The sequence below is a fragment of the Glutamicibacter sp. TV12E genome (assembly GCF_052441935.1).
Taxonomy (GTDB): Bacteria; Actinomycetota; Actinomycetes; order Actinomycetales; family Micrococcaceae; genus Glutamicibacter.
Genome location: NZ_JBQVVF010000001.1, coordinates 1,592,082 through 1,605,047, shown reverse-complemented (window position 1 = coordinate 1,605,047; position 12,966 = coordinate 1,592,082). Strand labels below are relative to the sequence as shown.

Here is a 12,966-nt window from a genome sequence, read left to right as displayed (position 1 = left end):
GAACGCCCACAGCACGGCACAGATTCCCCTCGGAGGGAATGCAAGCCGACTTAGAAGGCGCGTTCGGCAACGTTCACACGAGTTGCGGAATCCAGCGCGGCCTTGACTTGACTCGCAGACTTCGGGCTAGCGACCGAGGCGAGCAGCTGTTCATCGGGCGTACTCGGATCCGCGAGGTAAATGCGGGTGTACCCTGCAGACTCAGGTTCAAACCGCCATGACTCCGCGAGCGTACCTGCATCCAGGGTGTCAAAACCAAGGCGCCTGATAATGGCCTCCGCCTGGCCTTTGGCCTGAACGTCATTCGACGCGATGGGAAGCACTGTTCGATCAGGAGCATCACCAGGGCGGGAAAGAAGTGGAATATGGTGTGCAAGGATGTTGCCGAAGGCTTTGACGTAAAGCGCCCCATCGAGCCACCTCGCTACCAACTCACTAGTGGTCCTAGTTCCAGTGTCGAGTTCCGCAATGCGGCCGTCACGGAAGGGGTAGTAGTTGCTGGTGTCTAGGACAATCTTGCCGCGTAATAATCCTGCAGGGAGATTCTCGACGGCGGTGAGCGGAATGGAAAGCACAACTGCGTCTGCGGAATTGGCCGCTTCTTCAACTGTGCCGGCACTGGCCAGTGGTCCAAGTTCGGCAATGAGCTCTTGAAGCGATTCGACACCACGCGAGTTCGCAATGACCACGTCCATATCCGCTGCAACGGCCAATCGAGCGATTGCCGAGCCGATGTTCCCGCTTCCGATGATTCCAAGCGTTGGCATTCCTCTTCCTTTCGGTAATGTTCAAGGGTCCGGCAGCCAGCGTTGATTTTGGCAGCTGCCCCGATAGATTGAACTACCTCGTCTGCCTCGAAATTCCCTAGTTGGCACGTTGTGCCGCATGGCCTCTGAGCGTGATTGGTGCTGGAGCCGAAACTGACCTTGGAGCCTCTGCCTGCTCCAGATATCCGGAGTCTTCTGCACTGCTGCGGTAGGTCCGCATGTGGAACTAGGAAGAAGGCTTCATAGCCACCATGGCAGCGGACGGTAAATGAGACGCCCGGAGGGACGCATCCATCTGGCTGGATCGGATTTCGCCAATGGCTTGGGAGGTTTTATCGACGGAGCCATTGAAAGCGGTCTCGATGCCGCGCGCGGTCAATTCTGCCTTGAACACCACTGCTGGCGTCGAAGGCAGAAAGGCCAAGCCCGCTGTCGCGTTCTGAATAGGCTGCGGTGCATCGATACTGGAGTCAAGCATCAGGCCATGCACGCTGCAGGCCTGATGCTTGGCTCCTATCCGCCGGTCTCTGTACTGTGGAGCCATGTCTACTGATCTTGCCATTGCGGAGAATGCCCATGGCCACGCCTGACGTGCGCCCCGTCGGCGACCTGCCCCACGAGCTAGGGAAAACCGCACCCCGGGCGCTCAAGCTAGCTGGATACGACAGCCTGAAGAAGATCAGCGGGTGTTCCGAAAAGCAGCTCCTCGCGATTCACGGAGTTGGCCCCAAAGCCATCAGCATCCTGCGCACAGCGCTGGAGGAAATCGGCCTGGATTTCCGCGCAGGCTAGAGGGATCGCAGGACGTGTCCGTTAACCGGATTCCGGAACAGGCCATGCCGCTGCCAAGCACCGATGCTGCACCCCTTGGCCGAAGGCGTCTTCGCACCAGACTGCAGTGCAAATAGTCGGTCACCCTCTACTTCTTGAAGGCCGGGGTGGTGGCCTGGCACAGGACCCGCTCACCAGGGGCGCCGGTTACCGAGGCGATTTCTCTGGTTCCGTCCAGCAGGATCCGACAGGTGGCAGTTCCGTCCTTGCCCGGAGTCGCGGAGATGGAGGCTTCTTTTTCAGCCGTGACCATGCTCTCGGCCGACCACGTCTTCTTCGACTTGTCATTGGCATCGGCGGCCAGCGAAACCGAGTCTTCGGTGACCGCACTGGAATCCTCTCCCCGCTTTTCAGCTTCGAAATAGGACACCTCGCTCAGCTGATTGCCCGAGCTGCCCTCGACAGCTACTTCATAGGTCACTGCCCACGCATCAGAGGTCGCCTTGTCAAAAGAATCGACAGCGCCGCAGCCAGAAAGGCCGACTCCGAGTGCCAGCACGGCGGTGCCTGCTGCCATCCGGGCGACGTTGCGGGAAAGATCGGAAGACGAAAAGCGGCTCATGGAAGTCTTTCTTTAAATTGTTGCAATATGTTCCATTCACAAGCATAGGACCGCGCATAGGCATCAGACCTCGTGGCCAAGGAGGATTTTCGGGCTCCGGCTTTCCGACCACAGGTGGAGATCCGCGCAAGGCAAGGCCCGGGCACACACGCTGTACGCCGGCGCAGAAAGGCGGGCCAGCTGCCCGAGCTGGCCCGCATCGTTTCCATGCTACTGCTGGCCCGCGCTGCCAGCGGGCTCCTATTCGTCGGCTTCTTCTCCGGGCAAGGTCGACTGCTCGGGCAATGCGTCCCAGAAGGACGTGTCCGCTGATTCAACGGACCCGTCGGCAACGGCCTTGATGGTGCTTTCCAGGGTCAGGACGGTCTGCTGGCGCAGGTAGCCATTGGATTTCTGGCCCAGCACATAGTCCTCGTTGTAGTGGTCGCTCATCCCGCGCATTTCGAACAGCAGGGTGGAGATGCCATATTCCGCCGCGATGCCGTTACGGGCAATGGTATTGGCGGTACCCCCGACGTACTTTCCAAGGTGGCCCCATCCGGTGGAGTCCACGTTCTGGTAGACGATGGAGCCCAGGCGCTTGGATCCTTCGCGCACTTGATCGGACACATCCGGTGTGGTCGGATAGAGGATCGAGCCCGAGACCAGCTTGCCGTCCACCGCAGAGCGCGTTCCCTGGTGGTGCAGGTCGATCATGTAGTCGATATCGAAGGCAGAGAGCACGTTGTTGTGCAGCGCCTGGATTTCCGGCTGGGTCTTGTCCACGTGGTCCCGGTTGATGTCCACGTTGTTGGCGTTGTAGCGGGTCAGGTGCCGGTCCCCCGAAGCGATGTAGTCATCGAGCGGGAAGTCCACATCCCCCATGGCGCCGTCCGGGTTGAGCATCGGCACCACAAGGATGTTGATGTTCTCCAATACGCCTTTCATCCGCCCTGAACCCAGGTGCTTGATGACTTCAAGGGTTCCCTCGGTAGTCAATTGCTCGTTGCCATGCTGCTGGGTGAGGAAGAGGATGGTCGGGTTGCCCGGGTCGGAGAGGTACTTGGCCAGGTACAAGTCGCGGCCCTTGACCGACTGGCCGATCACTTCAAGATCCATTGCCGATTGCTTGGCATCCTGCGTCTTCAGCTCGGCAACCATCGAGTCGTAGGTGTGCAAGATCGAGGTATTGGTTGTTCCGTTGGGGTTGCCATTCGGCCCTTCGCCGACGGCTTGTGCCGGGGCGAGGCCCAGGCCCAGCAGCAATGCTGATCCTGCAAGCATGCAGGCGCCTTTCTTCATCGTTTTTGCTGGGAACAGTGACGAACGTGCTGGCATGGTTCTTCCTTTGTTCTTCCTCGACGGGAACGGGTGATGAAAGAATTGATGCCCCCGAATCTCGAAGCTCGATCTAGTCCTTGATGCCGGGGCCATCGATGCGCCATGGTGACGCAGATCGCACTAGGTGCTGGCTCCTATCCTTGTTGAAGAAATCGGTCCCGGCAAGGAAAAACACAATATTTCCGGACGACAAAAGCCAGCCACGGCATCAAATCCGTGACTGGCTTTCGGTGTCCTAGGCTGATTTAGCGCAGCACGACCGTGCGCGAACCATCCATGAAGACGCGGTCCTCGCAGTGCCAGCGCACCGCGTCGGACAGGGCCTTGCACTCGGTATCGCGGCCGGCCGCTACCAGATGCTCCGGCTCGTAGCTGTGGTCCACTTCCTGGACCCGCTGGGTGATGATTGGACCTTCATCCAGCTCGCTGTTCACGTAGTGCGCGGTGGCGCCCACGGTTTTCACGCCGCGTTCGAACGCCTGGTGGTATGGCTTGGCACCCTTGAACGAGGGAAGGAACGAGTGGTGGATGTTGATGGCTCGTCCGCTGAGCTTGCGGGTCAGATCATCAGAAAGAATCTGCATGTAGCGGGCAAGCACCACCAGATCAACGTCAAAGCGGTCCACCAGTTCCATCAGCTTGTCTTCTGCCTCTGGCTTGGTGGCAGCGGTAACTGGTACATGGAAGAAGGGAATGCCGTTCCACTCGACCTGCTGGCGGTGATCCGGGTGGTTGGAAACCACAGCGGCAATTTCCACTGGAAGCTCGCCGATCCGCGAACGGAACAGCAGGTCGTGCAGGCAGTGGCCGAACTTGGACACCATGATCAGCACGCGCTTCTTCTGGCCCGCAGGGCGCAAGCCCCAGCTTGCCTCGTGCTCTTCGGCCAAGTCCTTGAGATTTGATTCAAGGTCAGCGATGTCCAGGGCATTGCCCTCGTCCGAGGAAATTTCGAATTCAATGCGCAGGAAGTAGGTGCCGGAGCGCTGGTCATCATGCTGCTTGAGTTCGCGGATGTTGCCGTGATGCGTCAACAGCAGGCCGGTGACCGCATGCACGATGCCCGCGCGCTCGGCACAGGTGAAAGTCAGGACGTATTTGTTGTTCGGTTCGGTCATCGTGCCGCTCCTTGCATTCGCCGAGTTAGCGTTGGCTTCGCCATGGCTCGTGGTGGTGATTGGGGAAAAATAGTGGCGTGTGGTGATCCCGGGATTGCAAACCGTCCTTGAGCGAGCCTTTGCTCGACTGCCGGTTGCCGCCCCGACCACTCTGGTGATCCCCGGCTTTGATGGGGCCGGAAATCTTGATCAAGAGTCTGATATATCAATAGCTGATCACAATACTATGTGTGAGCCAGCACAGCGTCAACAAGATTTCCCCGGAGATTTCCAAGTTCCTTCGACCCCGCGCATTTAAGCGCAATTCTGCACCGAAATGCACCGAATTCGCGGGGCAAAATCAATGAATGCACTCTCAGGCGATACCCTGTGACTATTGCAAAAGAGATTTGAACAGTGAAGAGAGCGAATTTTCAATGCACACGGAATTCTCAAGCACCATTACGGAACAAGGTTCAATGGCAGACCGCGCCTACGCGGCGCTGCGTGATCGCCTGATGCTGCTTGAAATCGCTCCAACCCACCCGATCCACGAGCCGCAACTGGCTGAGGAACTGGGCATCGGGCGCACCCCGATGCGCGAAGCGCTCAAGCGCCTGGAAACAGACCACCTGGTGGTCTCCTATCCACGCCGCGGAACCTTTGCCACGGCCGTAGATTTCCATGAACTGAACTACATCTCCGAAATGCGCCAGGTACTGGAACCCGTAGCAGCACGCAATGCCGCCGCCAACAGGGATCCAGAAATCCGCGCCCAGCTCTCCGGCTATCTGGAGCGCATCGACTCTCTGGATCCGGCGCTCGATCAGCGCTCCCTGCTGCTGCTCGATATCCAAATGCATCGGCTGATCTACAAGGCTGCCGGCAACAAGCATCTTGAGGAAACCCTCGTGCGCCTTGATAATCTGGTGACGCGCATCTGGTGCCTGGTCATCGACCAGATGCCACCCATCGCCGAGCACATCAAGGAGCACTCAGCGCTGCTGCGGGCAATCTTGGACGGTGACGCTGACCTGGCTGCCAAATTGGTCACCGAGCACGTCGCCCACTTCGAGCAGGCGCTGCGCAGCGCCCCCTAGCCGAAGGCCAAGGGGCGCCACTGACTATATCAATTACCTGCCGGCACCTTCCGGTTCCAGATCGGTATCCCGATCCGTACCCTGTTCAGGATCCAGCTCTTGTCCTGCTGCCTCTGGCGACACATCGGGGGCCGGCAGGATCACCGGCTCATCGCCAGAAACCTTGACAATCGGCTGTTCTGAAGTCATCAGGCTGAAATGCTCGCCGGCATGGCGATCAATGCCTTCATCCACGGCCTGCTCCAGAACTTCCTGGGCCACTTTTTCTCGCAGGACCAGCGGGTCGCGGCTCAAGTCCTTCCACAGCGCGACGCACAGCAGCAGCATCACGAGCACAAAGGGCAGAGCCGAAACGATGGTGATGTTCTTCAAGCCGTTCAGGGCGGCCGCCGGATGATCACCACCTGCCAGCAGCATCACTGCAGCCACCGCACCGACTGATACGCCCCAGAAGATCACCGACTTCTTGGTTGGCTCTTCGGCGCCGCGCTCGCTCAAGGCACCCATCACGATCGAGGCCGAGTCGGCGCCGGTGACAAAGAAGATCGCAATCAGCACGACCGTGAGGACCATCAAGCCGGTGGCAATCCAGCCCGGAAGATTCAGGCTGCCCAGCAAGCTGAAGAGGACCGAGTCGAAGTTGATATCCGGTGCGCCGTCCACCATCCTGGTCAGCGCCTGGCCCATGTCTCCGCCGCGCTCGGCGCGCTCCTGGATGCCGATGGCGCCGCCGCCGAAGATCGCAAACCACAGCAGGGTGACAGCCGATGGGACCAGCAGCACGCCGGTGACAAACTGGCGGATGGTGCGGCCACGGGAAATGCGTGCGATGAACAGGCCCACAAATGGGGTCCATGAAACCCACCACGCCCAGTAGAAAATGGTCCACGAGGACAGCCAGCTGGCCATGTCCCCGTCGCCGGAGGAGGCGGTGCGCGATGCCATCTGTGGCAGATCGGCGATGAAGGAACCAACTGCATTCGGGATGACGTTCAGGATGAACAGCGTCGGCCCGCCGATGAAGACCACCAGGGCCAGCGCCACTGCCAAGACCATGTTGATGTTCGACAGCCACTGGATGCCGCGTTCAATCCCGGAAACGGCCGAAGCAACAAACAGGGCGGTCAAGATGGCAATGATCAAGACCAGGATTCCCGAACCCACGGAGGACATGATGCCGGCCGACTGGATGCCGCCGCCAATCTGCAATGCGCCCAGGCCCAGCGAACAGGCCGAGCCGAAGAGCGTGGCCAGGATGGCCAGGATGTTGATGGTCTTCCCGCCCCAGCCATTGACGGCGCGTTCGCCAAAGATGGAGGAGAACATCGAGGAGAACAACTGCGGGCGGCCCAGGCGGAAACTGCCATAGGCCATGCCCAGGCCGACGATGGCGTACATCGCCCAGGGGAACAGGGTCCAGTGGAAGAGCGTGGTGCCCATGGCGGTGCCCACGGCGGCCGAAGTCTGCCCGCCGACGGTTTCCGGTGGCGGAACCATGTAGAAGTACAGCGGCTCGCCGACCCCATAGAAAACCAGGCCGATGCCCATGCCGGTGGCAAACATCATGGAGACCCATGAAACCGTGCTGAACTGCGGCTTTTCATCATCCTTGCCCAGCGGGATGCGGCCGAAGTTCCTTGCGGCCACCACCAGGACAAAGATGGTGAAGACCGTTGCCGCGATGACAAAGACCCAGCCGGTATTGGTGATGACCCAGTCGAGGGCGGTGGATGCGACGCTGCCCAAACCAGCGGGCGAGACGAAGCCCCACACGATGAATGCGAGGGTGAGAATTCCTGCGATGCCGAACACCCAATAGTCGGTACCGCTGTTCAGATAACGCCGGGGCCTTCGTCTTCGCGCCGAATGCAGCTCGCTGACGAGGTCTTTGACAGGTTGCTCAGTGCTCTTCATGGGATTTCCTTCAGTGAGGGGAAGAGGCGGGGCGCCTGTTGGGTGTGGTCCGCGGCGGCCGGCCTGTGTCCAGGTCACGAGTTGCCTCGTGATCTGGGGGTCTAGAGGGGTGCGCCGGCCCGGGGCGGGCTGGCGCTGGCGGCAGCCGGGCTGGCACGCCAGCGTTCCAGCCCGGTTGCCGCCACGAGTTCAGGTGGCGCGAATATCAGGCGCTGATCAGGCCGTGAGGGTCCAGCACGAACTTCTGGGCTGCGCCCTCGTCAAAGGCCGCATAGCCCTGCGGCGCCTCCTTCAGCGCAATTGCGGTGGCATTGACATTCTTGGCAATCGATACCTTGTCGGAGAGGATTGCCTGCATCAGGCCGCGGTTGTACTTCATCGCCGGGCACTGGCCGGTGACAAAGGTGTGGGACTTGGCGAAGCCCAGTCCGAAGCGCATGGAGAGCGCGCCGACCTTGGCTGCTTCGTCGGTGGCTCCCGGATCCCCGGTGACGTACAGGCCCGGGATGCCCAGGCTGCCGCCGGCGCGGGTGATTTCCATCAGCGAGTTCAGCACGGTGGCCGGCTGCTCCTTGCCGGCATCGTGACCGTGCCCGCGGGCCTCGAAGCCCACCGCGTCGATGCCGCAATCCACTTCGGGAACGCCGAGGATCTGCGCGATCTGCTCGGCTGGATCCCCCTGCGAGACGTCGACGGTTTCGCAGCCGAAGCTGCGGGCCTGGGCCAGGCGATCGGCGTTCAGGTCGCCGACGATCACGGTGGCCGCGCCGAGCAGCTGGGCCGAGGTGGCCGCGGCCAGGCCCACCGGGCCTGCGCCGGCCACGTAGACGGTGGAGCCCACAGTCACGCCGGCGCCGATGGCACCGTGGTAGCCGGTGGGGAAGATGTCCGAGAGCATGGCCAGATCAAGGATCTTCTCCATGGCCTGGTCGCGATCCGGGAACTTCAGCGCGTTCCAGTCGGCATAGGGAACCAGCACGTATTCGGCCTGGCCGCCAACCCAGCCGCCCATGTCCACGTAGCCGTAGGCTGAGCCCGGGCGATCCGGGTTCACGTTCAGGCAAATGCCGGTCTGCCCGGTTTTGCAGTTGCGGCAACGGCCGCAAGAGATGTTGAAAGGCACCGAGACCATGTCGCCGACCTTGAGGAACTCAACGTCCCGGCCGACTTCCACTACCTCGCCGGTGATTTCGTGGCCGAGGACCAGACCTTCTGGCGCGGTGGTGCGGCCGCGGACCATGTGCTGGTCAGAGCCGCAAATGTTGGTGGCGACGGTTTTGAGGATGACGCCGTGGTGGACCTTGCGCCCGATGTTGGCCGGGTGGACTCCCGGGCCGTCTTTCAATTCGAACTCCGGGTACGGGGTGTCGATCAGCTCGACTTTGCCCGCTCCTGCATAACTCACTGCTAGGTTTCCCATGCCAGACCTTTCGCATGAAATATCAGTTGGATACTAATCGGATGTAGGAAAGTCTCCTCATGTGTGTGATCCATGTCAATAGCCCGGCAGGGTCGGAGTGCATCTGTGTCGCAGCTGACCCGCCGTGGATCAGTCCAACTCTTCCGCGGAACGCTGGGAAATAATCCCCTTCGCCGTGTCCTGCAATATTTTCAGCGAATCCTCGATCATGGGAGAGCCCAGTGACCCCTTGCGGGTCACCGCGACGATGCGGCGAGATGGCTTGGCCACCCCGGTGATCCGGCGGCGCACCACATTGTCCACGTGGGCCAGCGTGGCCAGCCGCGGCAGCAAGCCGACACCCAGCCCGGCGCCGATGAACGCGATCATGGTTTCCCACTCCACCGCCTCGTGGGCGATATGCGGGGTAACGCCCAGCGAGGTGAAGGCGGCGACAAAGAGCGCCCGGTACACCGAGTGCTCGGATTCGGTAATCCACGGATCATCGGCCAGCTGCTCCAGGGACACCGACTTGTTCATCGCCAAGCGGTGATCGGCGGGCAGCACCACATCCAGCGGGTCATCGAGCAGCACCGTCTGCTCGAACCGGGCCTGGATCAGGGTGCCGGTCTGCGACTGGCTCGCGACGATCACCGCCAGGTCGATGCGCTCGGAAAGCAGCAGATCCAGGCAGCGCTGGGGCTGGGCCTCGACCAGCCTCACTTCCATCTCCGGCCGGCTGGTGCGCAGCTTGGCGGCCAGCGGTGCCAGCAGCTCGGCAGCCGCGGTGGAGAATCCGCCCAATCCGAAGCTTGCCTGCAACTGCCCCGAGGCGGTGCGCGAGGAAGCCATCAACCGCTCCCACTGCGTCACAATCGAGTCGAGCCCCGCCACAAAGTGCCGGCCCGCGGCGGTCAGCCGCACCCCCCGCCCATCCTTGACCAGCAGCGTGATTCCCAGGCTGCGCTGCAGTTCGCGCAGCTGCGCCGAGACCGCCGAGGGCGAGTATCCGGTCAGTTCCGCGGTCCGTGCCACGTTGCCGGTGGAAGAGAAGACCCGAAGGGTGCTCAAGCGTGGATCAATCATGCATCAATTGTGCATGATTTTGTTCGAAATCTTGCGCTTTTCATGGACACTAATTATTCCTAGTCTCGATTCATGCGGTTGATCATTTTCGTGATCCAGCTCACCGCTCAACCACACCTCAAGGGCGCTCAGGCGCTGTGTTTCTAGGAGTAACAGATGACCGCTTCGGTAAGTGCCGCGCGCAGCACGCGTGGCAAGCTCGCTTCGACTGTGGAGACCCAACAGCTCGCCGAAATTACCGAACTCTTCCAGAACCGGCGCAAGGGGTTTTCCCTTGAAGCCCCGTTCTACACCGACCCAGCGATCTTCAAGGTCGAGATGGAAGCCATCTTCGGCACCCACTGGCTCTTTGCCGCCAGCGTGGCCGAAGTTCCCGAGCCCGGGGACTACGTCACCCTGGACTACGGACCGCACTCCCTGATCGTGCTGCGCACCGATGATGGCGGGGTCAATGTCCTGCACAACGTCTGCCGCCACCGCGGAGCCCGCGTCCTGACCGAGTCCGCGGGCAGCACCGGCAATCTGGTTTGCGGCTACCACTCCTGGACCTACTCGCCCGAAGGCGATTTGATCCATGCCTCCTCGCCGGGCGAAATCGACTTCGACAAGAACTGCTTCGCCCTCAAGCGCGCCCACGGCCGCATCCACGCGGGCCTGATCTTCGTCTCCATCGCCGCCGAACCACCCACCGACTTCGATGAGGTCGCCAAGATCTTCGAACCCTACCTGGCTCCTCACGACCTGGGCCGCGCCAAGGTCGCCTACCAGCAGGACATCATCGAAGAGGGCAACTGGAAGCTCGTGATGGAGAACAACCGCGAGTGCTACCACTGCGATGGCCACCCGGAACTGGCCTGCTCGCTGTTCCCCACCTGGGGCCTGACCGATGAGCTGGTCCCGCCGCATCTGGAAGAGGTCTGGGAACGCAACAAGGCCGCCAAGGAGGCGCTGGAAGAACGCTGCCGCCGCTACGGGCTGCCCTACGAAGTCATCGAAGAACTCGATACCCGCATTGCCGGCATCCGCATCTCCCGCGAATCCCTGGACGGCGAAGGCGAATCCTTCTCCCCGGACGGGCGCCGCCTGTCAAAGAAGCTGCTGGGCGATCTGCGCGACTTCCGCCTGGGCCGCTGCTCCATGCACCTGCAACCCAACTCCTGGTTCCACTTCCAGTCCGACCATGTCATCACCTTCGGCGCCTACCCGATCAACGAGCACCAGACCCTGGTGCGCACCACCTGGCTGGTCGCCGATGACGCCGTGGAAGGCGTCGACTACGACCTGGACAAGCTCACCCACACCTGGAAGCAGACCAACATCCAGGACAAGGCCTTCGTGGAGCTGTGCCAGACCGGCGCAGGAAGCCCCGCCTACCAGCAGGGCCCGTACATGAAGAGCGAATACCAGGTCGAGGCCTTCATCAACTGGTACACCCAGCGCGTCCTGGAGCACCTGGCATGAGCGGTGGCACGACCGTAGTGGGAACCTCCACCGCACAGCGCATCCGCGGACTGGAAATGCCGTGGAACCGGGTGCTCAGCACCCAGGACCAGGCAGCCAGCGCAGCCAAGGCGCTGGGGCCCTGGCATCCGCAGGAATTCCTGGCCGAATGCGTGCAGAACATCGAGGAAGCCGGCGGGCTGATGACCTTCGTCTTCCGCCGCCTCGATGGCGCGCCGCTGGCCTTCCGCGCAGGGCAGTACTTGAACATCGCCTTCCCGGTCTACGGCGAGGGCGAGGACACGGTGGATCGCAGCTACTCGATCTCCAGCGCGCCAACTGTCCCCTGGACCTTCAACGTCAGCATCAAGCGCGACCCCAAGGGCCTGGTCTCCTCGTGGGCCCATGAGAACCTGCGCCCGGGCATGGTGCTGGATATGCTCGGACCGGTCGGGGCCTTCCACCTGGGAGACTCGGACCGCCGGGCACGCTACCTGTTCTTGTCTGCCGGTGCCGGGATCACTCCGATCATGTCCATGGTGCGCACCATCCACTCCCTGCCGGGCCAGGCCGATGTGATCGTGCTGTGCCACGGGACCGTGCCCGGGGACTTCGCCTTCTGGCAGGAGCTGGAATACATTTCCAAGGTCGACACCCGCATCAAGGTGTTCTACTCCCTGGGCGACCGCGAGAAGCCCAAGAGCTGGAAGGGCTTCGCCGGCCGGCTTTCCGCGAAGATGATCGACGAGGTCGCCCCGGACGCCAATGGCCGCAAGGTGTTCGCCTGCGGGCCCGAAGGCTACCTGAACTCGGCCACGCAGCTGCTGCGCGAGGTCGGGGTGGACGACACCTCGGTGTTCATGGAATTCTTCTCCGGCGACCGCAAGACCCTGCTGGAATACCAGAAGGAAATCGTGCTCGCCGAGTCCATCGCCGAGGAAGTGGCCGAGTCGGTGGAGGAGTTCTACGAGAGCCAGCCGCCGGAACTGGGCATGTACGAGCCCGACTACGACGAGACCGGCACCATCGAGGCCAGCGGCCAGGAGCTGATCGCAGTTGCTGCCGATGCTCCGGTCCCGCCGGCCGAACCGGTGGACGACCAGCTTCCGCCAGATACCTCGGGATTCGAGACCGTGGGCGAAGGCACCATCACCATGAGCTTCGTGCGCTCGGGGATCAACGTCAAGATCAACCCCGAGGAAAAGATCCTGGGCCCGGCCCAGCGGGCCGGGGTGCGCATCGGCGCCAACTGCCAGGAGGGCATGTGCGGCTCGTGCAAGGTCGTCAAGCTTTCCGGCGAGGTGAACATGAACCACCAGGGCGGCATCCGCGCCCGGGAAATCACCGCCGGCAAATTCCTCCCGTGCTGTTCCACCGCCCAAACGGACCTGGTCATCGACGCCTAGTCGCCAGTTCCACCACACACTTAGCCATCCAGCTTCAAAGGAGT

At 61.7% G+C, this 12,966-nt stretch carries 12 protein-coding genes; 5 read left to right on the top strand and 7 right to left on the bottom strand.

The window, feature by feature from the left end:
- Positions 1 to 50 precede the first annotated feature (50 nt).
- Entirely contained in the window at positions 51 to 767 is a 717-nt protein-coding gene (locus ACT7DV_RS07485) for an NADPH-dependent F420 reductase (RefSeq protein WP_444661605.1), read from the bottom strand.
- A 268-nt stretch (positions 768 to 1,035) separates the two neighbouring features.
- On the opposite strand from ACT7DV_RS07485, the gene ACT7DV_RS07480 reads away from it, so the two are divergent.
- Complete coding sequence (locus ACT7DV_RS07480) at positions 1,036 to 1,320, top strand: FAD-dependent oxidoreductase (RefSeq protein ID WP_444661604.1); 285 nt, start codon at positions 1,036 to 1,038, stop codon at positions 1,318 to 1,320.
- A gap of 23 nt (positions 1,321 to 1,343) precedes the next feature.
- Positions 1,344 to 1,559, top strand: coding sequence for a hypothetical protein (locus tag ACT7DV_RS07475; RefSeq protein WP_444661603.1), 216 nt, complete (start codon positions 1,344 to 1,346; stop codon positions 1,557 to 1,559).
- 127 nt (positions 1,560 to 1,686) lie between these two features.
- Here ACT7DV_RS07475 and ACT7DV_RS07470 read toward each other — a convergent pair whose 3' ends face one another.
- From ACT7DV_RS07470 to purU, 3 genes are all read right to left on the bottom strand, one after another.
- Positions 1,687 to 2,160, bottom strand: a complete 474-nt coding sequence (locus ACT7DV_RS07470) for a hypothetical protein (protein ID WP_444661602.1) — start codon at positions 2,158 to 2,160, stop codon at positions 1,687 to 1,689.
- A 240-nt stretch (positions 2,161 to 2,400) separates the two neighbouring features.
- Positions 2,401 to 3,441 (bottom strand): M14 family zinc carboxypeptidase, encoded by a 1,041-nt coding sequence (locus ACT7DV_RS07465; RefSeq protein ID WP_444664797.1) that lies wholly within the window; start codon positions 3,439 to 3,441, stop codon positions 2,401 to 2,403.
- A gap of 284 nt (positions 3,442 to 3,725) precedes the next feature.
- Complete coding sequence (purU, locus tag ACT7DV_RS07460) at positions 3,726 to 4,598, bottom strand: formyltetrahydrofolate deformylase (RefSeq protein WP_444661601.1); 873 nt, start codon at positions 4,596 to 4,598, stop codon at positions 3,726 to 3,728.
- A gap of 458 nt (positions 4,599 to 5,056) precedes the next feature.
- On the opposite strand from purU, the gene ACT7DV_RS07455 reads away from it, so the two are divergent.
- Positions 5,057 to 5,677 carry a GntR family transcriptional regulator gene (locus ACT7DV_RS07455; RefSeq protein WP_444661600.1) on the top strand — a complete coding sequence of 207 codons (621 nt, stop codon included), beginning with the start codon at positions 5,057 to 5,059 and terminating at the stop codon, positions 5,675 to 5,677.
- A 33-nt stretch (positions 5,678 to 5,710) separates the two neighbouring features.
- On the opposite strand, the gene ACT7DV_RS07450 is transcribed toward ACT7DV_RS07455, so the two are convergent.
- The 3 genes from ACT7DV_RS07450 to ACT7DV_RS07440 all read right to left on the bottom strand — a co-directional run bounded on the left by ACT7DV_RS07450 (position 5,711) and on the right by ACT7DV_RS07440 (position 10,076).
- A complete protein-coding gene (locus ACT7DV_RS07450; protein WP_444661599.1) occupies positions 5,711 to 7,591 on the bottom strand; it encodes a BCCT family transporter in 1,881 nt (626 codons plus the stop codon).
- Positions 7,592 to 7,796: 205 nt separating this feature from the next.
- Positions 7,797 to 9,011, bottom strand: a complete 1,215-nt coding sequence (gene fdhA / locus ACT7DV_RS07445; RefSeq protein WP_444661598.1) for a formaldehyde dehydrogenase, glutathione-independent — start codon at positions 9,009 to 9,011, stop codon at positions 7,797 to 7,799.
- A 129-nt stretch (positions 9,012 to 9,140) separates the two neighbouring features.
- Positions 9,141 to 10,076 carry a LysR family transcriptional regulator gene (locus ACT7DV_RS07440; protein WP_444661597.1) on the bottom strand — a complete coding sequence of 312 codons (936 nt, stop codon included), beginning with the start codon at positions 10,074 to 10,076 and terminating at the stop codon, positions 9,141 to 9,143.
- Between the two features lie 156 nt (positions 10,077 to 10,232).
- Between ACT7DV_RS07440 and ACT7DV_RS07435 the strand changes: the two genes are divergently transcribed.
- Together ACT7DV_RS07435 and ACT7DV_RS07430 are read left to right on the top strand one after the other, a co-directional pair.
- A complete protein-coding gene (locus tag ACT7DV_RS07435; RefSeq protein ID WP_444661596.1) occupies positions 10,233 to 11,537 on the top strand; it encodes an aromatic ring-hydroxylating oxygenase subunit alpha in 1,305 nt (434 codons plus the stop codon).
- The gene (locus ACT7DV_RS07430; RefSeq protein ID WP_444661595.1) at positions 11,534 to 12,922 is read left to right on the top strand and encodes a flavin reductase family protein; all 1,389 of its coding nucleotides are present in this window, start codon (positions 11,534 to 11,536) and stop codon (positions 12,920 to 12,922) included. Before ACT7DV_RS07435 ends, ACT7DV_RS07430 begins: the two co-directional genes overlap by 4 nt.
- Positions 12,923 to 12,966 lie beyond the last annotated feature (44 nt).